The sequence below is a fragment of the Streptomyces sp. NPDC088817 genome, from assembly GCF_044750345.1.
GTDB lineage: Bacteria > Actinomycetota > Actinomycetes > Streptomycetales > Streptomycetaceae > Streptomyces.
Map to the genome: position 1 here is coordinate 109,492 of NZ_JBIVJN010000019.1, position 22,552 is coordinate 132,043.

17 protein-coding genes, 4 pseudogenes and 1 riboswitch are annotated in these 22,552 nt (G+C 68.8%); of the genes and pseudogenes, 13 read left to right on the forward strand and 8 right to left on the reverse strand.

What is annotated here, in order from left to right; translation table 11 throughout:
* Nucleotides 1-18 precede the first annotated feature (18 nt).
* The 8 genes and pseudogenes from ACIP4X_RS29860 (at nucleotide 19) to ACIP4X_RS29895 (ending at nucleotide 10,015) form a co-directional block, all read left to right on the forward strand.
* A complete protein-coding gene (locus ACIP4X_RS29860) occupies nucleotides 19-375 on the forward strand; it encodes a hypothetical protein (protein WP_391455137.1) in 357 nt (118 codons plus the stop codon).
* On the forward strand, nucleotides 372-1,181 hold the full coding sequence (locus ACIP4X_RS29865) for a DUF317 domain-containing protein (RefSeq protein WP_391455138.1): 810 nt from the start codon (nucleotides 372-374) through the stop codon (nucleotides 1,179-1,181). Before ACIP4X_RS29860 ends, ACIP4X_RS29865 begins: the two co-directional genes overlap by 4 nt.
* Nucleotides 1,182-1,807: 626 nt before the next feature.
* Complete coding sequence (locus ACIP4X_RS29870) at nucleotides 1,808-2,581, forward strand: DUF317 domain-containing protein (RefSeq protein ID WP_391455140.1); 774 nt, start codon at nucleotides 1,808-1,810, stop codon at nucleotides 2,579-2,581.
* Between the two features lie 38 nt (nucleotides 2,582-2,619).
* The gene (locus ACIP4X_RS29875) at nucleotides 2,620-4,407 is read left to right on the forward strand and encodes a TraM recognition domain-containing protein (RefSeq protein ID WP_391455142.1); all 1,788 of its coding nucleotides are present in this window, start codon (nucleotides 2,620-2,622) and stop codon (nucleotides 4,405-4,407) included.
* Nucleotides 4,408-5,049: 642 nt separating this feature from the next.
* Entirely contained in the window at nucleotides 5,050-5,874 is an 825-nt protein-coding gene (locus tag ACIP4X_RS29880) for a hypothetical protein (RefSeq protein ID WP_391455144.1), read from the forward strand.
* 175 nt (nucleotides 5,875-6,049) lie between these two features.
* Nucleotides 6,050-6,313 (forward strand): annotated as a pseudogene (locus ACIP4X_RS29885) (hypothetical protein); the annotation flags it as partial.
* A gap of 62 nt (nucleotides 6,314-6,375) precedes the next feature.
* Nucleotides 6,376-7,572 carry a tyrosine-type recombinase/integrase gene (locus ACIP4X_RS29890; protein WP_401351381.1) on the forward strand — a complete coding sequence of 399 codons (1,197 nt, stop codon included), beginning with the start codon at nucleotides 6,376-6,378 and terminating at the stop codon, nucleotides 7,570-7,572.
* Nucleotides 7,565-10,015 (forward strand): tyrosine-type recombinase/integrase, encoded by a 2,451-nt coding sequence (locus ACIP4X_RS29895; protein WP_401351383.1) that lies wholly within the window; start codon nucleotides 7,565-7,567, stop codon nucleotides 10,013-10,015. The genes ACIP4X_RS29890 and ACIP4X_RS29895 overlap by 8 nt, the downstream gene beginning before the upstream one ends.
* Before the next feature lie 41 nt (nucleotides 10,016-10,056).
* On the opposite strand, the gene ACIP4X_RS29900 is transcribed toward ACIP4X_RS29895, so the two are convergent.
* Complete coding sequence (locus tag ACIP4X_RS29900; protein ID WP_401351385.1) at nucleotides 10,057-10,923, reverse strand: bifunctional 5,10-methylenetetrahydrofolate dehydrogenase/5,10-methenyltetrahydrofolate cyclohydrolase; 867 nt, start codon at nucleotides 10,921-10,923, stop codon at nucleotides 10,057-10,059.
* Between the two features lie 22 nt (nucleotides 10,924-10,945).
* A riboswitch (ZMP/ZTP riboswitch) is annotated at nucleotides 10,946-11,031 on the reverse strand.
* Between the two features lie 153 nt (nucleotides 11,032-11,184).
* Here ACIP4X_RS29900 and ACIP4X_RS29905 point away from each other — a divergent pair.
* The 5 genes from ACIP4X_RS29905 to ACIP4X_RS29925 all read left to right on the forward strand — a co-directional run bounded on the left by ACIP4X_RS29905 (nucleotide 11,185) and on the right by ACIP4X_RS29925 (nucleotide 17,211).
* Nucleotides 11,185-11,799 carry a hypothetical protein gene (locus ACIP4X_RS29905; protein ID WP_401351387.1) on the forward strand — a complete coding sequence of 205 codons (615 nt, stop codon included), beginning with the start codon at nucleotides 11,185-11,187 and terminating at the stop codon, nucleotides 11,797-11,799.
* Complete coding sequence (locus tag ACIP4X_RS29910) at nucleotides 11,745-13,070, forward strand: DNA cytosine methyltransferase (RefSeq protein WP_391455147.1); 1,326 nt, start codon at nucleotides 11,745-11,747, stop codon at nucleotides 13,068-13,070. Before ACIP4X_RS29905 ends, ACIP4X_RS29910 begins: the two co-directional genes overlap by 55 nt.
* Complete coding sequence (locus tag ACIP4X_RS29915; protein WP_391455148.1) at nucleotides 13,070-14,194, forward strand: DnaB-like helicase N-terminal domain-containing protein; 1,125 nt, start codon at nucleotides 13,070-13,072, stop codon at nucleotides 14,192-14,194. The genes ACIP4X_RS29910 and ACIP4X_RS29915 overlap by 1 nt, the downstream gene beginning before the upstream one ends.
* Before the next feature lie 126 nt (nucleotides 14,195-14,320).
* Nucleotides 14,321-15,616, forward strand: coding sequence for a DUF317 domain-containing protein (locus tag ACIP4X_RS29920; RefSeq protein WP_391455150.1), 1,296 nt, complete (start codon nucleotides 14,321-14,323; stop codon nucleotides 15,614-15,616).
* 134 nt (nucleotides 15,617-15,750) lie between these two features.
* The gene (locus tag ACIP4X_RS29925; RefSeq protein WP_401351390.1) at nucleotides 15,751-17,211 is read left to right on the forward strand and encodes a gamma-glutamyltransferase; all 1,461 of its coding nucleotides are present in this window, start codon (nucleotides 15,751-15,753) and stop codon (nucleotides 17,209-17,211) included.
* Between the two features lie 313 nt (nucleotides 17,212-17,524).
* Here ACIP4X_RS29925 and ACIP4X_RS29930 read toward each other — a convergent pair.
* The 7 genes and pseudogenes from ACIP4X_RS29930 to ACIP4X_RS29960 form a co-directional block, all read right to left on the reverse strand.
* Nucleotides 17,525-17,686 (reverse strand): annotated as a pseudogene (locus tag ACIP4X_RS29930) (transporter); the annotation flags it as partial.
* 6 nt (nucleotides 17,687-17,692) lie between these two features.
* On the reverse strand, nucleotides 17,693-18,091 hold the full coding sequence (locus ACIP4X_RS29935) for a type IV toxin-antitoxin system AbiEi family antitoxin domain-containing protein (protein WP_358738421.1): 399 nt from the start codon (nucleotides 18,089-18,091) through the stop codon (nucleotides 17,693-17,695).
* Nucleotides 18,088-18,942 carry an IS5 family transposase gene (locus ACIP4X_RS29940; RefSeq protein WP_358738423.1) on the reverse strand — a complete coding sequence of 285 codons (855 nt, stop codon included), beginning with the start codon at nucleotides 18,940-18,942 and terminating at the stop codon, nucleotides 18,088-18,090. The genes ACIP4X_RS29935 and ACIP4X_RS29940 overlap by 4 nt, the downstream gene beginning before the upstream one ends.
* 101 nt (nucleotides 18,943-19,043) lie before the next feature.
* A pseudogene (locus ACIP4X_RS29945) lies at nucleotides 19,044-19,715 on the reverse strand (transporter); the annotation flags it as partial.
* Nucleotides 19,716-19,783: 68 nt separating this feature from the next.
* On the reverse strand, nucleotides 19,784-20,557 hold the full coding sequence (gene istB, locus ACIP4X_RS29950) for an IS21-like element helper ATPase IstB (protein WP_391455155.1): 774 nt from the start codon (nucleotides 20,555-20,557) through the stop codon (nucleotides 19,784-19,786).
* Nucleotides 20,557-22,146, reverse strand: coding sequence for an IS21 family transposase (istA, locus tag ACIP4X_RS29955; protein WP_391455282.1), 1,590 nt, complete (start codon nucleotides 22,144-22,146; stop codon nucleotides 20,557-20,559). Before istA ends, istB begins: the two co-directional genes overlap by 1 nt.
* A 192-nt stretch (nucleotides 22,147-22,338) precedes the next feature.
* Nucleotides 22,339-22,446, reverse strand: a pseudogene (locus ACIP4X_RS29960) (transporter); the annotation flags it as partial.
* Nucleotides 22,447-22,552: the final 106 nt, after the last annotated feature.

Sequence of the window (22,552 nt, forward strand, 5' to 3'; positions counted from 1 at the left end):
CTTCCCCCAAGGAGTCCCGTGCCCGCACCCACCCCTGGCGACATCCACGCCGCCACCGACACCCTGGCCCGGCTCACCGAGTACCTGCGCGAGAATCCCGAGCCCGCCGAGGCGCTCGGCCTCATCGAGCCGCTGCTGGATGAATACACCGGTGTCCCCGTCCAGCTCGCCGACGTCCTGCGCGCCCTGGCCCGAGCCGTGCAGGAGCGCCCCGACACCCCCCGCACCATCGGAACCGACCTCCTGATCCAGGAGCTGCGTACCGCCGCGTGGGAGCAGGCCGACCAGCACACCCTCCACTACGCCCTGGACGACCTGCGCGGCCTGTACCGGAAGGCGCCCGAGACCATGCCGGAGTGCAGCCTGTGCCCGTGAGCGAACGGCAGCTGGCTGCCTTCGCCGACACCCACGCCTGGCACGTCCCGTTCGACACCAGCCCGCGCCACCTGGCCGGCCCCGGCGACGGCCGGCACGTCACCCACGGCCTGGCCGCGGCCGGATGGACACGCACGTCCGACCCGCTGAGCCCCGAGATCGTGCTGACGAGCCCGGACCACCGGCACAGCGTGCAGTTCGACCCGCAGTCCGCCACCGCCGCTCGGTGGCGGCTGCGGGCCGAGCCCACCGACACCGAACCAGGCTGGTACGCCGAGTTCGGCGAACTCGTGCCCGCCGAGGTCCTGGGCGCGGTCACCGATGCCCTCGTCATCCCCTCGGTCGCCGAGCCACGAGACCCCCTGGACGCGGCGGACGCCGCGGGATGGCTCATCGATGCGCGCGGTGCGGCCAGCTCGCCGGACGCGGCGTGCCGCGTCGAACGGCGCCCCGAACGGAACGCCGCCGTGTCCTGGCACGTGGAGGCGCACGAGCCCGGACACGAATCCCATGGCCTCCGGCTGTGGCACGCCTGGTTCGATGCCCAGACGCCCACCCGCCTGGTGGAAGCCTTCGTCACCACGCTCGCCGACCCCGCTCCGCTCCAGCGCGGCATGTTCGACCGCACCACTCACGGCGCCGTGCAGGAGCCGAGCCCCCTGTCCCCGCAGCACGTGGTCGACGCGCACGCCGAGCGCGTCCGCGCCCTTCGTGCCCGGGCCCGTGCCGCCCCGCGGCGCCCCCAGCCCGAGACGGCCAAGGCCCCCGCTCCGCCGCCATCCCCGCCTGCCTCCCTGCGGCGGTGACCGCCGGACGCGGGACTCCGAAACGTCACCGCTCTTCAAGGACCCGTCATTTCCGCCATCCCCGTCTCCCACCGCGCCGCGCTGAAGCGGCTCTTCGCCTTCCTGCGCGAGAGCGCCTACATCCTGGCCAACTGGGACTACTACTCCGAAGAGAACACCGACCTCGACGGCTGGCCGTTCGACGAGCACGCCTACGGTCTCCGACAGAGTCAGCGCGACCGCGAGACCGCCGAGGCGTTCGAGGCCGTTCGCCCCACCGCGCGGCACCTCCTCGCCACCGCGGAAGTACAACTCGCCCAGCTGCCCGCCCGCGCTGTCCAGACCCGCTGGGCCTGGCAGCTCGGCACCCTGCGCGACGCGCTCGACCGCCTGGACACCCTGCACCAGGAGTGGCAGCAGACCCGCGCCGACCTCCCCCTCACCGCGCGGCCCGGCACGCCGGCGTACGACGACGCGCTCGCCAGCCACGACGCCGAGGCGTGGAGCTACCTCGACGACTGGGCCACCCACGGCCACGCCGTCATCGACATCAACACCACTGCCCGCAGCACCCCGTCGCCCCTGGCCCCGCCGACAGCGAAGCCGGCGCCCGTCGCCGACCGGACCGCCCCGGTACGGAGGTAGTGGTGCCCCCGTCTCCCGAGACCGTAGAGGTCGAGTACATCACGCCACGCCACCTGGCCGGCGGCGGTGACCCCGCCTGGATCACCGTGCCCCTGCACCGCGCCTGCGGCTGGAGCCACGGCGACGACCCCTTGATGCCGCGCGTCATCCTCACCAGCCCCGACCAGAAGGCCCAACTCCGGCTGGATCCCGACCCCGCCGGACAGTGGTGGACCCTCCACCACGCTCCCGACCGCGGCCGGCCCGCCTGGTACGCGAGCTTCGGTGCCCACACCCCGGTCGAAATCATCGCCGGTTTCGTCGACGCCCTCACCAGTCCGCGCCTCACGCACGACGAGGAGGCTGACCCGTACGGCCCGCTCCGGCAAGCCGGTTGGGAGCCCGCCTGGGCCGAGAACGGCCTCGTCTCACCCCATGCGACGGCCTACGTCCAACGCCCTGTCGGCAAAGAGACCGGCCTCTGGGTCGCCACGGCCACGCCCGGTGAATCCCGCCCGGTCTGGCAGGCCCGCTTCGACCAACACACACCCCCGCATCTGATCGCCGCGTTCACCGCCGCCCTCGCCGCCCCGACCCCGGCCATCCGCACCGCCCCGGGACGCCTGCCGACCCTAGACCCGAACCGCATCACACGGACCGAGGCGAACGTGCCCGTCGACCTGATCGCCTTCGCCCTGGAGAACCGCATCCGCACACTCGCCGCCCGCCACGGCATACCGCCGGCGGCCCCGAGCGCCCCGCGACGCCCGCCTGCCCACCCGGGCCACACCCTCTGACCCACGCCGCCCGCCGCCGCCCGGAAGCACACCACCCCTTGCCCCCTTCCACCAACAAGCCCTCCGACGGCTACGACATCGCCTTCCGCCTCCTCCTCGGCGTGGCCGCCGTCGTCGTCCCCCTGTCCCACCTCGCCTGGCTCTCCGGCAACATCACCTCCTGGCTGACCGACCGGCCCTGGGCCGCATACGCGCCCACCACTGCGCTGCTCCACCCCGACCAGCTCTGGCCCCACACCGGAGAAACATCCCTGCTCATCGGGGCCCGCATCGTTCCCGTCGCCGCGCTGCTCGCGCTCGCCACCGCGGCCAGCGTCCTGTGGTCGCGCCACAAGACCGGTGGAGGACGGAAGAAGAAGATCGCCGGCATGGCCAAGCCCCGGGACATCGAGCCCCTGATGGCCAAGGCCATCACCGACAAGGCCCGCTCCCTGCGGCCGAGCCTGAAGACCGCCAAGCGCATCGACGCCAGGGACACCGGCATCCTCCTCGGCAACCTGCAGGGCACCAAGCACGAGGTCCGCATGGGGTACGAGGACGTCGCCGTCGCGATCATGGCCCCGCGCTCCGGCAAGACCACGTCGCTGGCGATCCCCTCGATCCTCAACGCGCCCGGCCCGGTCCTGCTGACCTCGAACAAGGCGGCGGGCGACGCGTACACCGCGACCATCGACGCCCGGGCCGCGGTGGGACAGGTGTGGTCGATGGACCCGCAGCAGATCGCCCACGCGTCCCTCGAGATGTGGTGGAACCCCCTCGCGGATGCCAAGACGCTGGATGGTGCCGGCCGCCTGGCCGGGCACTTCCTCGCCGCGAGCGTGGACGCCTCCCAGCAGGGCGACTTCTGGTCCAAGGCCGGATCCAACATCCTGTCCCAGCTCTTCCTCGCCGCCGCGCTCGATGACCGGCCCATCACCGACGTCATGCAGTGGCTCGCCTTCCCCGCCGACCGCACCCCGCTGGACATCCTCCGCGACCACGACTTCACCGCTGTCGCCGCCCAGCTCAAGGGCACCGTCGAGGGCCCGCCCGAGACCCGCGACGGCATCTACGAAACGGCCCGCCAGTACGCGGCCGCCCTGCTGAACTCCGAGATCGCCGCCTGGGTCACCCCGCAGAAGGACGTCCCCGAGTTCCGCCCGTCGCAGTTCGTCACCTCCACCGACACGCTCTACCTCCTGAGCAAGGACGGCGGAGGCGGAGCGAGCGCACTGATCGCGGCGTGCGCGGACTCCGTGATGCGGGCCGCGACCGCCCAAGCCGAGCGCGCCGGCGGGCGCCTCGACCCACCGATGCTCGCGATCCTCGACGAGGCCGCCAACGTCTGCAAGATCTCCGACCTGCCGGACCTGTACTCCCACCTCGGCAGCCGCGGGATCATCCCGATCACCATCCTGCAGTCCTACCGCCAGGGCCAGAAGGTCTGGGGCGACACGGGCATGGACGCCATGTGGTCCGCCTCCACCGTGAAGGTCATCGGCTCCGGCATCGACGACCCGGACTTCGCCGACAAGCTCTCCCGGCTGATCGGCGACCACGACGTCGAAACCACCTCCACCTCCCACTCCGAATCCGGCAAGTCCACCTCCGTGTCGATGCGGCAGGAACGGATCCTGCCCGCCGACGCCATCCGCGCCCTGCCCAAGGGCACCGCCCTGTGCTTCGCCACCGGCATGCGCGCCGCCATGCTCGACCTGCGCCCCTGGTACCTGGAGCCCAGCGCCGACGAACTGTCCGCGGCCTCCGCCCGCGCCTCAAAAGCCATCACTGCCCGCGCCGTCGCCAAGCACACACCCGCGCAGGACGGCTTCGGGCCTGCGGCCTGATCACAGCCCCCGCCACCTCCACTGGAGCCCATGGCCCTCACCGACCACCACGACGTCTTCATCGGGTCCACCGACGACGGATACACCTTCCTCGTCCTCAACCGCCGGCTGACCGACGCCGCTTCACCGCCCGTGCCCACCACGACCGCACCGTCTACCTGCTGCCGCCGGGAATCCCCCAGGACGCCCACGAGCGAGCCGGTCAAGCGATGTACGGGCTGCTGGAACGCACCCACGACCTCGTCGACCTCTCTTGGACAACCCGCTGGAGTCTGCACGGCCCACTGCCCGAGCCCGACCTGCGCATCCAGTTCACCGACGGCATCGTCACCGTGACCGCCAAGACCTCCGAGGCCCGCTCCCTCCTGGACCAGCACGACTTCACCCTTCACCAGACGGATCCTCACACCGGCCCCCGGCCGAGCTGGACGAGCGCGGCCTGCTCGGCGTCGTCGTGGGTGTCGAATCACACGCCTACGCCCACGGAGTCGCTGTCCGCGTCGGCCTCGGTATCGCGACCCCCACTGCGATCCCCGTCACCACACGCCGCACCACTTTCGCCACCGTCCCCACTGGCCCGGCTGCGAACCCGGCCCGGGGACGCACCCGCTGACCCCTACGCACCGGAGCCCCACCACCGCCATGCGCCAGATTGACCTGCTCGCGCAGATCGACCATCTCCGCAAGCTCGGTGCCGACTTCACCGCCCTGCACACCACCGTCACCGCCCTGAACGCCCAGCCGGGCAGCGAGATGCTGCAGCAGCTCGGCCCCAAAATCCTCGCCATCCACGAGCTGGTCGGCCGCGCCCTGGTACGCCTGTCCGCACTCGACGGCAGCCAGTACACGGCCATACCCGGCAGCCGTTCCTCCCTGGAAACACTCAGTGAGGTCGTCGCCTCCGCCTCTCTCGCCGCCTCGCAGCTGGCGAGAGCCGTGGCCGACAACCCGCTCGAAGCCGCCGCCTTCGCAGGAGGCCCACCAGTCGACGACGCTGCCTTGCGGCAAGCCCGACACGCCGAGGCCAGGCCCCTCCTGGCCGAGAGCCTGACCACGGCCGCCCACCACCTCGACCTGTGCGCGACGTGCTGCCAGTACACGGCGACCGGGATCGCCCGCGACCTGAAGGACCACCCAGAACACCGCCCGCTGCCGCAGTTGACCGACGCCCAGTACACGGCGCTCGACAAGATCGCCCAGGGCGGCGCCCGCCGCTACGAACGCCGCGGCGGAAGCAGGAGCGTCATGGCCGACGACGGCAGCAGCATCCACGCCACGCCCTTCGCCGTGCTGGAGAAACACCGCCTGGTCCGAATCGACACACAGCGCTCCGCCATCGTCGGTCAGGACATCACGGTCACGGCCGCCGGAAAGCTGGTGCTGGACACCCAGCGGCCCGGACCGACGCCCTCAGCGTCACCGGGCAAGGTACCCACGCCCGGCAAGCCGGGCGGAAGGCGCCGATGAACAGCCTTCGCCCCCACGAAGCGGGCGTCCTTGTCACCGCCGTCGCCCACGCGCTCCACGCGCAGCGCTGAGCAAGTCGGCCAACCTCCCTATCGTCTCACTGTCAGGACTCACCATTTCCCCCACTCCCCAGTTCCGCGCCATATCACTCGGCGCGGGAATCCAGTCCAGCGCCATGCTCGCGCTTTCCGCCGAAGGCATCCTCCCGAAGGTCGATTACGCCATCTTCGCCGATACAGGCTGGGAACCGGCTGCCGTATACGAGCATCTCGACCGCCTGGAGGCAGAGATATCCGCGCCTGCCGGGATCCCCGTGCTGCGCGTCTCCGCCGGAAACATTCGATCCGACGCGCTCGACCCGAATCACCGGTTCGCCTCCATGCCGCTCTACATCCTGAACCAGGACGGGAAGCAGGGCATGACCAGACGCCAGTGCACAGTTATCTGCACCTCTCCTCCTCGTTGGTCACAGTGACCAACAACTCGATCAAGGAGAGCGAAGTGGATCTACGTCACGAACTGATGGAGGGCCGGGCCCAACTGCCCCGAGCCGGCGCCGTGGTGGACACCGGTGAGGCGCACCCCCCATTCGTGGTCGTCAACGGCATCGGGCACGAAGTGGAGCCCGTGACCGCGTACCTGCGCGACCTGGCGCTGAGTGACAACAGCCCGTTGACCTCCCGAAGCTACGGATTCGGGATGCTGCGATGGTTCCGGCTCCTGTGGCTCCTCGATGTCGCCTGGGAACGGGCGACCGAGGCGGAGGCAGCTGTCCTGACCGGCTGGCTGCGTACGGCACCGAATCCTCAGCGTCGTCGGCGCAACCCTCAGTCGCCGCCCGCGGGGACGGTCAATCCGCGGACCGGAAAGCCGTATCTCAGCGCCGGATACGCCCCGACGACGATCAACCACGCATTGTCCGTGGTGAGCGGCTTCTACACGTTCCATGCGCACTACGGGCGCGGTCCGGTGGTGAACCCCGTCCCCGTTTCGCCGCAACGACGCCGGGCGTTGAGTCACCTGAGTCCGCTGGAGACTAAGCCAGTTCTGGGCCGGTCCAGGTTGCGCCAGAAGGTCGCACATCGGCCCCCTCGGTCCATTCCCGACCTCTTGTGGGACGAGCTGTTCACCGCGATGGGATGCGAGCGGGATCGGGCCCTGCTCGACTGCTACGTCACCAGCGGCGCCCGCGCGGAGGAACTGCTCGGTGTCGGTACGAACGATATTCACTGGGCCAAGCCGGGCCTCTACGTCATCTCCAAGGGCACCCGCGAGCGCGAACTCGTTCCGATCTCGCCGGAAGCCTGTGTCCGGCTGGCCCGCTACCTGGACAGCACCGGCACACCGCAGGCCGGTGATCCCGTCTGGCGGACTCGGCACGGGCAGGACCGCCCGCTGACCTACTGGGCGATGCGACGGGTGGTCCAGCGGGCTCAGCAGAACCTCGGCACCAACTGGACCTTGCACGATCTTCGCCACACGGCGGCCCACCGGATGGCCAACGGAGGCAAACTCACGCTGCCCGAGGTCCAGACCGTGCTCAGGCACGCCAACATCCAGACCACCAGTCGCTATCTGGCGGTGCGGGTCGAGGAGATCTTCGACGCGCTCCTGGAGCACTACAATCAGCCCCGGCCACAGACGAGTTACCCGACCGGCTACTCCACCGACGACATCGCGGCGGTGTTCGGTGCCTAAGACCGCCGCGAGCCCCACCACCGGCGTCAGCCGTCGGCACGGCCCGATCCCCGAGGGCCTCGACTATCCCAGCCGATTCGTCGGCGGCTCGATCGCGCCGCAGCCAGCCACCGCGGCCGCGCCGCCCCGCCCGTTCGGTGACCTCTCCACCACCAGCGCGATGTCGATCGCGAGGCTGGTCGTCGAGGTCTGGGAGGGGGGCGTGTCCACTCGGCAGCAGCGCGGCATGGCCGCCCGCGCTGTGCTGGACTACCTAGCCGGTTACCCCGGCCTGACCTGGCAGGAGCGGTGGGACGCCAGCCCGGTCGGGCAGGGGCTGGAGCACGTGAACGACCTGGAGTGCCGGCGCAGTCCCAGCATCAAGCTATCCACCGGCCTACGGGCGCTGATCTGCCTGCGGGTCATCGAGCCATCCCTGGTCGTCTTCCGGCGCCACCACATGTCCAGCTTCGCAACGATGTTCATCGCCGCCCAGGGCGACCCGCTGCTCGACGACTTCGTCAAGCAAGTCGAGGTCCACCAGCACTCCTATGCGCACCGCACCGAGGCGTTGTACGACCTCTGCGTGCTGCTGGCCTCCCAGGGCGTCGCACTGAGCGATGTAACGGCGCCCGCGCTGCTGCACTTCGCGCAGGAAAACCGGCGCGCGTGGGCGCTCGTGAATCCGGGGAACAAGGCCGGGAACCGGCTCCGCGGTCAAGGCGTATGGCATGTCCTGCACGCTGCGGGCCACCTGCCGCCGACCGTTCCACCAACCATGCGCGCTGCTCTCATGCGCGGCCAGAAGAGCGTCGAGGAACTCGTCGATCACTACCCCATCCGCAACCGGGCCGTCCGCGGCCTGCTGATCGAGTACTTCACCCGCCGCCGCGCGGACACCGACTACGGCACCCTGAAGAACCTGGTCCTGCACCTGGCTCACCACTTCTGGGAGAAGATCGAGCGCATCAGCCCTGACCAAGCCGACCTGCGCATCTCTCAGGAGACCTACGACGCCTGGCGAAAGATGATCGCAGTCAAGGACAACGGTGCTCCGCGCGCCGGGGCCGACGGACTGGTCATCTCGGTTCGCAGCTTCTACTACGACCTGCACACCTGGGCGGCTCAAGAACCCGAACGGTGGGCTACCTGGGTCGCCCCATGCCCGGTCCCTCCGTCTGACCTCCACGGGCTGGGAGCACGCCGTCGGCGGATCAACGAGCGCAGTGCCGACCGCACCCGACAGCGCCAGCCGCTGCTACCTGTACTCGTCGCGCACGTGGAGTCCCGCTACGACCACTCCCGTCAGCTCCTCAAACTCGCCGAGGAGACCGGCGAAGGAGAGACATTTACCTTCTCCGGCACCAGCTACACCCGGGTGCTGAGCGAATCCGATCGCAAGCTCAGCCGTCACAGCGCACCCATTCCACCCCGTCTACGGAACAACGACAGCGGCGAGATGGTCCACATCGCCGCCGAGGAGGAAACCGCATTCTGGGACTGGGCGGCGGTGGAGACGCTGCGGCACTCCGGCGTGCGCATCGAGGAGATGTGCGAGCTGACCCACCTCAGCATCCGGCAGTACCAGCGGCCCAACGGCGAAGTCATCGCGCTCCTGGTCATCGCGCCATCCAAGACCGACCGCGAGCGCGTCATCCCGATGTCCGCCGAGCTCTTCCACGTGATCGCCTCGATCATTCGTCGCCATGCCCGCACCGGCCGGCCGATCCCGCTCGTCACGCGCTACGACCCGCACGACAAGCTCTGGAGCCCTCCGATGCCGTTCCTGTTCCAACGGCAGAACGGCACAGTTCCCGCGATCTTCAACCCCGGCACGATCCAGAAGATGCTGGAGCGGCGCTGCCTCGCCCTCGCCGAAGTACACCCCGGATTCAAGGGACTGAAGTTCACTCCGCACGACTTCCGGCGGATCTTCATCACCGAACTCGTCAACAGCGGCCTGCCGATCCACATCGGCGCGGCCTTGCTCGGGCACCTGAATGTCCAGACCACTCGTGGCTACGTCGCGGTGTTCGACGAGGACGTCATCCGGCACTACCAGGAGCATCTGGCACATCGACGCCAGATTCGGCCCGAAGGCGAGTACCGGGACACTACCTCCGAGGAATGGACCGAGTTCGAGGAGCACTTCGATCGTCGCAAGGTCGAGCTCGGTTCCTGCGGCCGCCCTTACGGCACCCCCTGCCAGCACGAGCACGCTTGCGTCCGGTGCCCGATGCTGCACGTCAACCCCAAGATGCTGCCCCGTCTCTCGGAACTGGAAGAAGACCTCCTCGACCGCCGAGCACGCTCCGAAGCCGAGGGCTGGACCGGTGAGACCGAAGGCATCGACCTCACCCTCACCTTCCTCCGGGCCAAGCGCGACGAGACGCAACGCCGAGCCCAGCGACCACCCGTCGACCTCGGCATCCCCGTATGCCGCCGTCCGGAAGACCAGAAATGACCTTCCCCAGGCCGATGACGGTACTTTCGGCAGCGCTGAGGTCAGGAGCGCTGGATTCCAAGCTGGCTTGCGGCGGCGTTCACGGTCTGTGCGAGCAGGACAGCGATCGTCATCGGCCCAACACCGCCAGGCACCGGGGTGATCAGACGGGCGCGGGTGAGGGCGGTGTCGAAGTCCACGTCGCCGACGTTGCCCGGGTTGTATCCGGCATCGATCACAATCGCGCCGGGCTTGATGTCCTCACCCTGGATCAGCCTGGGGCGTCCCACAGCCGCCACCACGACATCCGCTTCACGGACGATCCCCGACAAGCCCGCCGTCCGGGAGTGGCAGTACGTCACCGTTGCGTCCTTGGCGAGCAGGAGCATCCCCACCGGCTTGCCGAGGATGGCGCTGCGGCCCACCACGACAGCGTGCTTGCCCGCGAGGTCGACGTCGTACGCCTCCAGCAGTCGCATGATCCCGCCCGGCGTGCAGGACACAAAGCTCGGCAGGCCAAAGCTCATCGCGGCGAAGGAATGCATCGTGACCCCATCGACATCCTTCTCCGGGGCGATCGCCTCGAACGCCGCGCGCTCGTCGATGTGCGGACCACAAGGATGCTGCAGAAGGATGCCGTGCACCTCCGGATCGGCGGACAGGCCAGCGAGGGTGTCGATCAGCTCAGCGGTCGTGGTCGTCGCGGGCAGAGCGATGTGCCGGGACTGGATACCTGCTTTTGCGCACCGCGCCCGCTTCATGCGGACGTACGTGACCGACGCGGGGTCCTCTCCCACCAATACGGTCGCCAGACACGGCGCAGTGCCCGTGCTCTGCGAAATCTCCGCCGCCTTGACAGCAGCCTCTTCGACGATGCGCTTGGCCAAGCTGGTGCCGTCCATGAGCTGGGCCATCTGAGTCGCGGACACGATTGTCCTCCAGGCGTTGCTGACTACTCGCCCAGGCGCACGGCAACGACGTCTCGTCAGACCGCTCCCCGGTGGTACTCCACCTCAGCGCCAGTCACGGCCCGCACCGCACTGTAGCCGACCGACTGCTCACACAGCGCAGCACCCTCACTCCTGACCCGCCCACGACCTGCTGGGCGGTCACCGATCATCCGACCCACCCCTATCCAACTCGGAGGCACTTTGACGAGTCACATACCCCCATTCACCCGTGAGAGTGAAGTGCAGAGAAGCACGGGCGAGTACAAGATCAAGCCGATCAAGAAGAAGGTCCGCGAACTCCTCGGATACCCCCACCCGCAGCGCATCCCGAAGGACGTGTACGTCGAGCAGTGGGTCGGCATTTCGACGGACGAATTCCATCGCGCCAAGGACGCCGACGTCCGCTACATGAAGAACGTCCACCCGTTGATCGAAATGGGCTGGTCCCGGAGCGACTGCATCCGCTACCTAACCTCACGCGGCGTCGCAGACACACCGAAATCATCGTGCCTCGGATGCCCTTTCCACGGAAACGCACAATGGCGCCACATCCGCGACACGAGCCCCGCAGAATGGCAGGACGTCGTCGCATTCGACGCCGCGATCCGCAAGGGGAACGCCCGCGCCAACGCCGCCGGCAACAAGCTGCTCGGCCAGGCGTTCCTCCACCGCTCACGCATGCCCCTCAGTGAGGCACCGATCGACCACGTCACCGCCGCCGAACGCGCCGCCCTCCAAGGCGAGCTAGCCGACGCGGAGGAGCTGGAGCACGGCGTGGTGGACGGCTGCTCTCCGTGGGCATGCCGCGGGGACGCGGACGCGCCGATGCAGGACGACTTCGGGCTTGCCTCTTGATCCTCGACCTCTTTGCCGGTTCAGGCGGCTGGAGCCACGCCCTGACGGTGCTAGGTGCTCGGGACGTCGGCCTGGAGTGGGACAAATGGGCCTGCAAAACCCGCGCCGTCGCCGGGCAGTTGACCATCCGGACCGACGTTGCCCTGTACCCGACATGGCCGTGGGTCGGCAGGACGCGGGGGCTGATCGCGAGCCCGCCGTGCCAGGCATGGTCGATGGCCGGCAAACGCCTCGGCCTGGTGGACCAGCCGCTCGTGCACGAAGCGGTCGCAGACCTCGCCGCCGGCCGAGACACACGTGACCGGATCCTTGCCGCCTGCCAGGATGATCGCTCACTTCTCGCGGCCGAACCGATGCGCTACCTCCACGCCCTGAACCTCGCCGGGGAGCCGGAATGGGTCGCCATGGAGGAAGTACCGGACGTTCTGCCCCTGTGGAAGCAGTACGCGGCCATCCTGCGGTCCTGGGGCTTCTCCGTATGGACCGGCATCCTCAACGCCGCCGACTACGGAGTCCCGCAGACGCGACGGCGGGCGATCCTGCTCGCCTCCCGCGTCCGCACCGCCGAACCGCCCCCACCGACCCACGCCCGAGAGGCAGAACCCGAGTCGCTGTTCGGGCCAGGCCGCGCCCGCTGGGTCAGCATGGCGGAAGCTCTGGGCTGGGGCGCAACCGACCGGCCCGTCCCAACAGTCTGCGCCGGCGGCGGGCCTGGAGGCGGGCCCGAGCCGTTTCCCTCCGGTTCCCGCCAGGCTCTAGCCAACGCTCGCGACCGCGGCCACTGGCAGCCCCAGCACGCCGGCGCACACGTGGTGCTCGAACCCCAGACCCGCGGTGCGGGCTGGACCGCCCGGCATGGTGCACGACCCGCCACTCCCGCCCACGAGCCAGCGCCCACGTTCACCAGCAAGGCCACCCACTGGAAGTGGTCCCTGCGCAGCAACAACCAGGCCAACGCCACCATCCGGCCAGCGACCGAGCCGGCAGGAACACTGTTCTTCGGACACCGCGCCAACGAGTGCACCTGGATCGCCGAGCCCGCCAGCACTCCACCACACGAGGAAGCCCACCCCAGGCCCGCTCCCATCCGGATCACCGCCCCGGAGGCCGGCATTCTGCAGAGCTTCCCCGCCAACTACCCCTGGCAGGGAAACAAGGGCCAGCAGTTCTCCCAGATCGGCAACGCCGTCCCCCCGTTGCTCGCCGCCCACCTCCTCGCACCGCACCTGCGCATGCCCCTCAACCCCGACGACTTCACTCTGGCCGCCTGATGCCCCACACCACCGACACTGACGAGGACGACCACCCCGACACTCATCCGCCGCAACCGGTGTACTACGCCGAACAGGCTCTCCTCGGCGCCCTTCTCCTTCAACCTCACCGCCTGAACGACATCACCGAGATCGAGCCCGACTCGTTCTCCCACCCCGCGCATCACGCCCTGTTCACCGCGATCCGCACCCTGGCAGCCCCCGACCCGGCCCAACATGCCAAGAACACAAAGTGGCTTGACGAGGTTCTCGCCACCGCGCGCGAGCACGCCCGAGGACTGACCGCCTCCTACCTGCACACGCTGATCCAAATCTGCCCCTCGCCCAGCCACGCATCCGCGTACGCACGGATGATCGAGACCGATCACGCCCGCCGCGCCCTGGAACACCACGCCCACCGCCTCACGCAGACCGCGACGGACGCCACCCTCTCCCAGCCCGTGGCAACGACTCTCGCCGCAGCCGACGCGCTTACGGCCTGCCTTGCCGATCTCGCCGCACGGTTCCCTCCACACCCCGGCGCCCTGCCTCGCACACCCGCGCCACCGCCGCCCCAGGCGCAGGACGCCGACGACGAAGCGGTCGACGAGGAACGGTTCCTGCTCGCGACCGCGACCGCCCACCCCGCTGAAACTGCGCAAATGCGGTGGTTGACCGTCCAGGACTTCACCCACCCTCTGCATGCCGGCCTGTGGCAGTGCCTGACCGCCCTGACCCGACGCGGCGCTCCCGTCGATCCGGTCACAGTCCTGTGGGAAGCCCAGCAGCGGGGCCTGCTCACCGCCGAAGTCGAGCCGGCCGGCCTGCTCAACCTCCTCACGGCAACGGCAGGTTCCCCGCAGTACTGGGGCGAGCGCATCCTCCAACGCTCCCTTCTCACGACCGCACACGAGACCGGTCGCCGCATCGAGGCATACACCGACGACCCAGCGACCACCCCGTACCAGCTCGTCATCGGCAGCCGCCGCGCCCTGGCCGACCTCAACACGCTCCGTACCCGCTGGGACCACGCCACCTCGCCGACACCCCCTGGCAGCCGTCCCACGCGCACCAGGGCCGCGACTCCGCCCCGGGCCGGACCGCCACGCACCGCCACGCCGCCTACCGCCCGCATCTCCCGCTGACCCCGACCGCCGATGGCCGGACTCCCGATGGCCCGGCCACCGGCAGAAGAGAGCGCCAACTTCGTGTCACCGCCTGTTGAAGACGCACACGTCCGCCTCGATATCCACCCCACGCACCCCAGCGCCGTGACCGCCGTCCTCACCGGCACCAACCAGGACCTGGCACGCAGTGTGCTGACCGCCTACGGCTTCGAATCCCTCGATGAGCACACCCTGGTCATGGCCCGCATCGACCACGAGGAGCCCTACTGGGCCGAGAAAGCCGCCCCGGCCCTCACCTCCCAGGGCATCACCACAGAGATAACCGCCCGGCTACGCGGAGCGATCGACGAAGAATGGGAATGGGCCAACTACCCCATGCCCTGGTGCTCACGAGAGGAGGTCCGCGAGGTCTCGACCGAAGCCCAGAAGATCTACGACGACATCCGCCACGGACGGCTCCTCATCCACGCCCACGCCGAAGACGGCCACACCATCGTCGCGGTCGGCACCTACCTCGACAGCGGCACGAGCGTCTACCTCCACGGCGAGAACCACCTGCGCCAGGTCGCCGACACCTTCGACTCACCCGCCCAGGCCCTGATGTCCTTCGAACGCGCCCACCAAGACACGATGCGCCCTGGCCCCGCACCGACGACCGACGCCGAGCGCCAGGCAGCCGAAGCCCGCACCTCGCTCACCACAACACCCCAACCCGAACCGGCCACCCCGGAGCCGGAGACTGTCCCGGCCTACACCGCAGATCCCGGCGACCACGACGCCGCCCTCGACCAGTTCCTCAACACCCACGGCGACTGGGAGAAGTGGCGGACCTGGTCCGACGCCACCACCCACGCTATCCACGAATCCCAGACCCTGCGCATCGAGCGCGTCCACGAAGCACATCCCCGCGAGGCCGCCTGGACCGTGGCCGCCTACGAGACCCCCGTCTCCGACCGCATGTGGCACCTCACCATGACCGGCACCACGCCCGCACCCATACTTCAGACCCTGCTGGACAGCCTCGCGGAAGGGGACGCATGGGAGAGGACGATCGGCAGCCCCACCACGGAGAAGACCGTCACCCAGGCCACCCGCGCCCTCACCGACGCCGGCTGGCGGCACACCGTGGACGGACGCTGGATTCGATGGGAGACCGCCCAGGGCGACGCAGGCGTCCAGTTCGACGCCTTCGCCGCCCAGAGCCCGCAGAGCACTCTCGCCACCTGGACCCTGTGGGCCGGACCCAGCATCAGCCACCCCGCCTGGGCCATCCACGCCTCTCCGTACACGCCCGCCCCGGTGATCGCCCGCCTGACCGAGGAACTCGCCCACGGCACCGGCACGCGTCAGTCCGCATCCGGCGCACGCCGGCAGCTGCCGCTCACCACACCACCGGTACCCACCGCTCGCTCCGCGTCCAGTACGGCGCCAAGAAGGTAACCACAGCATCACTCGTAACGGCGAATTGATACCAGGCGACTCAGGTTGCGCGCGTGGAGGTCGGCCGCTGCGACAGTGTCCGGGTGATTCCCGCAGACGTGAGTGATGCCCCGCCCCTAACCTACGCCGACAGCGTGGACGTGCCCGTGCTGTTCCGCAGCGGGCCAGCGAAGCGGCCCTACAAACAGTGGCGGACTGCCAAGCACCAACCGTGGACCTCACCGGGCGCGTTCCCGGCGAAGAACAGCTGGTACCTGCCGACGACCACGTGGCGGGAGATCGTCAAGGCTGCCACCGAAGTGGGCCGTGACGTCACACCTTGGCTGCACCAAGCGCAGCAGCTGGCCCGCGGCGAACTGGTCGCCCGCGTCGCCCCGCTGTACGCCTACCTCGGCATGCACGACGTCACCCCGAAGCATCCACTCCCGCACAGTGCCGGTCGGCGCCTGACCGTGAACGCCGTATACGAGCACGGCACCGAGCGCACCGCCAAGAGCATGCTCGGATACCGCCTGGGCATGACCATGGCCGAATGGGCCTGCCGCTCGCTGATGGGCCTCGGGCAGACTTGGCACCTGGAAGATGGTGGCCCCATCCCCTCCCTCGCCACTGACTTCAAAGATCCGGCCCGAACCCTTCCCGACCTGTGGGGTTTCCACGAGGCCGAGAACGCGTATTGGCTGATCGAGGCCAAGGGCGGCAACGTCCGCAAGAACCGGCTCGTCGAGGGATGGGAGCAGCTCGAAGAAGGCAGCAAAGTGCTGCACGCCTACGCACACCGCCGCATCCTGTGCGGCGCGTCCGTGCAGCCCCAAGGCGACCTGTTCATCACCATCGACCACGACCAGCACCCGGGCCAGCCACCGCAACCGGTCGGCGCCCACACCACCCCCGCGGCGCTGGGCGCCCCTGAGGACCGTCTCACTGACAGCGACGACGCCCTCCTGAGCACCGCCCGCACACAGATGCTGGCCTACCTTGTTTTGCGCTCCGCCCCGCCCTCGCAGCTGCGCACCGTCGGTCTGTCCGCAGACCGCTCCCCCCGCCGCCGCAGCGGACTCACCACGCCCCTGGAACGGGACCCCGCAACGCGTGCGCTACGGGCTCACGCCCGCGCCGAGACCACACAGGCCGATCCGGAGAGCCTTCGCCTGCACGCACGGACCATCGGCATGGACGACTTCCTCACCTGCCGCATCCCCGGCACCGAACTGCGCCTGGGCATGTCGCGCCGCCTGTTCGCCGCCTGCGAGCAACTGCACCGTGAAGATCGGCTGATCGCCGAACGCACCCCGGGCTTGCGTGCAGAGGACCAGCGCATCGCGGACGAGCCGGCCGACGAAGAGGCCGAGGAACAGCGCCGCCGCACCCAGCGGCGCATCTTCCGTGAGGAGTTGGAGCTGGGACGCCAACGCATCGAGCCACGGGTCCGCGATGCATACGAGCAGGCGACCACGCGCCAGTGGAGTGACCTCCTGTCCGGACATCCGGAGCCGCCACTGGACGTTGACGACCACCCTGGCCTTCTCGAAGCAGCCACCCCTGAGACCTATCTGGCGCTGCGCGCAGACGACCTCCCGCACCACCACCGCTGACTGACAGTTTCGCGCAGCCACCGCAGCGCAGACGCACGTGACCCCGCGGACGGGGGACACCGCAGGGTCACATTCGCAGGGTAGCGCGCAGGGTCACCTGTGGGCGTCCGCCGCGCAGAACTCCCCATGCATGGGCTCGGTCGGCAGAGCGGCGGGCAACGCACCGTGGGATTGCTGGTTGGCCAAACCGGCGATCCCGCGGATCATCAATGGCCCACTGCCGCTACCTATCCCAGCGTTGAAAGAATCCGCGGAGCTCCACCGCCGGCTGCCGAGCCGCTCAGGGCCTCTACGCCTCTCCGTCCTGCACACCTCATGCCGCCCCGTATGCGAGTCGGAACAGATCCTGAGCCCGACCCAGGTCCCGCTCGCCTCGCAGCTGGACCTCCAGGTCACCTGTGCCATGGTGTCCGAGACCCCTCACGTCCCGCGTGAATCCCGACACCAAGTCGACCTGCCTCGGGTCGGCCTTCAGAGGGCGTTAAGTCCGTTTCCGGTAGCGGCCGCGTCCGGGTTGTTCGAGGAGTCCCTGACGGACGAGTCGTCCCAGGCGGGAGCGGGTGACGTTGATCGAGGGCTCGTCGGTGGGCAGGCCGAGGTGCTCGTGCAGGTCGCGGACGCGGAACACCTTCTCGGGGCGCTCGTTGAAGGCAGTCGCGATGCGCTGGTAGACGGTACCGGTCTCCGCGGAGGCCGTTTCGTGGTCGGGCGGGGCGAGGCCATCGATGACCTTGCGGGTGGCGGTGAGCTCGGCCAGGCGGGCCTCGACCTCGGTGAGGGCGGTGGTGAGCTGCTCGATCTGCTCGCGCAGGTTGTCGGCTCGTTGGGCGGTCTCGTCGTGTTCGGTCTGCAGCAGCCGCAGGAGTTCGCAGACGTTCACGCGGCCAGCTCCACGTCGTCGCGCCAGGCGGGGGTGGGGGTGGTGAGGCGGCGGAGCATGCCGGCGGTGGAGGCCCAGTAGACGCGGGAGGCCGCGTTGTCGGGTCGGTGGTCGTAGTCGCGGGCGAGGCGCCGGTGCAGCATGAGGGTGCCGTTGACCTGCTCGACCACCCACCGCTTCGGTTGCGGGACGAAGCCCTTGCCTGCGTCGTCGGGGTTGCGTCGGACCACTTCGACGGTGATGTCCTTCACCGCCCCGTGGATGATCACGGCGTCCTTGAAGCCCTGGTCGACCAGGACTTTCTCCAGGCGCATCCCGCATCGTTCGGCCGCCTGGTCCAGCAGGGCGATGCCGGCCTCGTTGTCGTGCGCGCTCGCGGCCAGGACCACCACGCCGATGATCAGGCCCATGACGTCCACGGCGAGCCCACGCTTGCGGCCAGGCGTCTTTTTGTTCGCGTCCAGTCCCGTCGTTTTCTTCGGCACCCCGGCCGCCACGCGGACGGACTGGGTGTCGATGATCACGAGGGACGGGTCCTCTAATCGTCTGGACCGCTCCCGCACCTGGCAGCGCAGGATCTCCTGGATCCGCTGGTCAAGTCCGTCCTGGCGCCACAGGGTGAAGTAGTAGAACACCGCCGACCAGGCCGGGAGGTCGTGCGGCAGGAGCCGCCACTGACAGCCCGTCCGGTTCTGGTAGAGCAGCGCGTTCACGACCTCGCGCAGGTCGCAGGAGCCCGGGGCCCCGGTCGCCGACCGCGCCACCCGCTCCTGCTTCCACGCGGTGACCAGCGGCTCGATCAACCCCCACTGCTCGTCGGACAAGTCGGTTGAGTACGGCATCCGTTCCATGCCCGCGACTCCACCATGCACACGACATGACGCGAGGATGGAACCGTCCCATCACCCACGAACGGGCGACACCACATCACCAGGAACGGGACTTAACGCCCTCTCAGATAGACCAGAAGCTTGGTCTTCTGCGGCGGGCACACGCAGGCGAAATTCCGCAGACGCTGATACGCCCGGTAGTGCTTGCGCTGCACCCGGCTCACCCCGTCCCCGAGGCCGAGCAGCGTCTCGTCAACCGCCTGCGCAAGGCTCGCCAGCGCAGCGCCCTGTTCATCACCCACGGAACCGGCTGTCGGCGATTCCTGAAAACTTCGCGAAGCGTTGACACCGGCCGACTGCCGCGGCACCCGCCGTACGACCAGCGCACGCCCGCTGACGGACGCCACCGTCTCAAGGCCAAGCAAGTCTCTGCCGAAGAGCCGGTAGCGGACCAGGTCGATGCTGCGCCGGTGCTCGCGCACAGCGTGCACGTCGTAGCGGGTGAAGTCGCCAGCGATGCAGATCAGCCTCGGTGCGCTCCACAGCACCTGAGCCGCGACCGTAACCCCGAGCCGGTCGCGGACCAGGTGTTGGAACTCAGCACGGTGGTCCATCAACCAGCTGAGGTAGAAAAGACCCTGATTGATCACACCCGAGTCGACACCGCGCTTGTACTCGACAATGACGGGCGCCCCGTTCTCATCGAGACCGAGCGAGTCGATCCTTCCGCCGTGGACCGGCCCAGTGCTGTACTCACTCGCCAGGAACCGCACGCCGAGAAGCGCCTTCATATTTGTGAACGATCGCGTAATTCCCCAGGGCGAGCGTCACGTAATTCCCCAGGTCCTGGCCTTGTCTATGTCTACTTGATCGAGGGCTTGTTTGTCTTCTCGGTGCTGCCGCGAGGCCGCTTGTTGGGCCGGTAGCTCGGACCGTTCATGATCACCTGATGGCTGGTGTTGATCAGCCGGTCCAGGAGTGATTCCGCGACGACGGGGTTGGGGAAGAGCGGATACCAGTCACTCGGTGCCCGGTTGCTGGTCAGGATCAGCGACCGGCCCTGCCGCTCGGAGACGAGTTCGTAGAGGTCATCGGCCTGGGCGGCGGTGAGCTGGCGCATCGCGAAGTCGTCCAGGATGAGCACATCGGGCCGTACCAACTCGCGCAGCCGGCGGTCCCAGGTGCGGTCCGCGTGGCCGCCGGCCAGGTCTGCCAGGACGCGGCTGGTCTTGGCGAAGCGGACGTTCGCGCCCTGCCGGATCGCCAGGTGCCCGAGGGCCTGGGCGACGTGTGTCTTGCCGACGCCGACCGGCCCGAACAAAATTACGGACTCTCCGGTGTGCAGCCAGCGCAGTGCCGCGAGGTCGCGGATCTGGGCCGCAGGCAGTTTCGGGGAGGCGGAGAAGTCGAACTCCTCCAGGGTGACCTGCTGCTCGAACTTCGCCCGGGCAAGACGCCGTTGGAAGGCGACGGTTTCCCGGCGGGTGATCTCGTCCTGGCAGAGGATCTGGAGGAACTCCAGGTGCCCGAGCTCGCCGCCGTGGGCCTGGGCCAGACGGGCGTCGAGGGTTTCCAGCATGCCCGAGAGCTTCAGTGCGCGAAGCGCGTCCCGCAGGGCGGTGTCCATGATGCTCATCACGCCACTCCTTCTTCGTGACGGTGGTCATCACGGTCGTCGTTCGTCATGTCGGGGGTCGCGGCGGTCGCAAAGAGCCGCTGAGGTCCGTGCAAGAAGGCCGCGGCTCCGCCGTCGCCGGAGGTTTCGGGAGCCGGTTCACTCTCGGTGCCGGCGACGAGGATGCCCTTGATCGTGCGATAGGACGGGTCGCCGACCAGGGTCGCCTTGGCGCAGGCGGCCTCCAGCCGTGTCTCGCTGTACTTCTTGCGCAGGCCGAGGATCCCCTGGGCGGCGCGGAGCCGGTAGAGCGCGTTGACCTCCAGCAGTCCGTCGATCACCTGCTGGCAGGCGGCGCCGACCTGGACGGACTGCGTGCGGCACCAGGCCGGGGTCCGCATATGGAAGGCGATCTTCTCCGGCGGGTAGTCGCTGGAGTGCGTGCGTTTGCCCTGCTCAAGAGCCGCGTGGGTCTTGACCAGTTCACCGTCGTGGAAGATCTGCACGAACGCCGCCGTCGAGCGGACATCGACCCGCTTGCCGATCAGTTTCCACGGCACCGAGTAGAGAGTGCGGCCGACCTTGACGTGGATGTCCGGCCCCACCGTCGCTCTGGACCAACGAGCGAGCACGAACGGTGTCTTCGGCAGCGGCAGCAGCGTGGACGCTTCGACGGCATCGAACACTGAGGCCGGGGCGGCCCCGCCCAGCGGGCGGCACTGCCGCTGCCCGGCGACCTCCCGCGACCAGCGGACTGCCTCGGACTGCATCTGCTCGAGCGAGGCGAACTCCCGACCCCGCCAGAGCGAATCCCGGACATAAGGCATAGGGCGCTCGACCCTGGGCTTGTCCTTGGGCCGGCCAGCGCGGGCCGGATCTACCAACGCGCCGTAGTGACGGGCGAGTTCGGCATACGCTTTGTTGATTTTGGGGTCGTAGAGGTCGGGCTTGTCGACCCCGGTCCGCAGGTTGTCGGGCACCAGCCGGCGCGGGACACCGCCGAAGAAATGAAACGCTTCGACGTGGGCTTCGGTCCAAGAGTGCTGGTCCAGATGGATCACCGGACGGACGAACATGTGCCGTGAGCATGGCAGCACCATCACGAACGCCCAGATCCGGTGTCGCTTCCCGCTGCGCGGGTTGATCCACGGGCCGAGGAAACCGTAGTCGATCTGGGCCTCCAGGCCCGGCTCGACCTCGTCGCGCAGGACGGTGACCTGCGATCGCTTGGTCTCCTCGGGCAGTGTCGCCGCTATCCACCGCCGCAAGCTGGACACCGACACCGTGAGCCCGTGCTCGTCCCGCAGGCGTTGGTGGATCGTGGAGACGGTCACCGTCCCCAGCAGGCTCTTGATGTAATCACCGTGCTTGTCGATCTCGGGCCAGGTCACCTGCCGCAGCCGCCTGTCGGCGAGCTCGGGGAACCAGCCCTTGATCAGCCCGGCCCAGTCCTGCTCGGTCATCGCCGGGCCGCCCGGGGTCATCCCGGCGGCCTCCGCCGGGGCCAGGTACTTCCTGATCGTCTTACGGTCCAGTCCCAGCGACGCGGCCAGCTCGCTCTTGGAGCGGCCCGCATACCAGTGGACGTAGATCTCGGTCACATCGACCACGTTGAACGTTCTCCTTGCCATCGTGCGCTTCCCTCGACCTCGAACCACTGATCGAGGAAGCGTCCGTCTTCTCGACGGCCAGGACTATGACCCCCACCACCCGCGATCCCCCTGGGGAATTACGTGACGGCGGGGGTGGGGAATTACGTGACGCGGAACCCGTCCCACCTGGGGAATTTCGTGATCGCCGACAATATTCGATTCCACCAGTCCCTGCACATCCGCCTCGGCCTCAGCAAGACGCGGCGTGACCTCCGTCACGCCGCTGCCTGTCGTCTGGAACAGCCTCAGGCTCGACACCTTCCCCTCCCCGGCTCGAAGATCACCAACACCGAGTAGGTACGGGAATGTTTCCGTCAACGGCCCCCAGGCCGTGAAGATGATGTGAAACCCGGCCTGTACGTCC

What these genes read in the sequence shown, in the direction of transcription:
- ACIP4X_RS29880 (WP_391455144.1), top strand. Translation starts at nt 5,050, where the DNA reads ATGCGCCAGATTGACCTGCTCGCGCAGATCGACCATCTCCGCAAGCTC.
- ACIP4X_RS29910 (WP_391455147.1), top strand. Translation starts at nt 11,745, where the DNA reads ATGCCGCGGGGACGCGGACGCGCCGATGCAGGACGACTTCGGGCTTGC.
- ACIP4X_RS29915 (WP_391455148.1), top strand. Translation starts at nt 13,070, where the DNA reads ATGCCCCACACCACCGACACTGACGAGGACGACCACCCCGACACTCAT.
- ACIP4X_RS29940 (WP_358738423.1), bottom strand. Translation starts at nt 18,942, where the DNA reads ATGGAACGGATGCCGTACTCAACCGACTTGTCCGACGAGCAGTGGGGG.
- istB (WP_391455155.1), bottom strand. Translation starts at nt 20,557, where the DNA reads ATGAGCATCATGGACACCGCCCTGCGGGACGCGCTTCGCGCACTGAAG.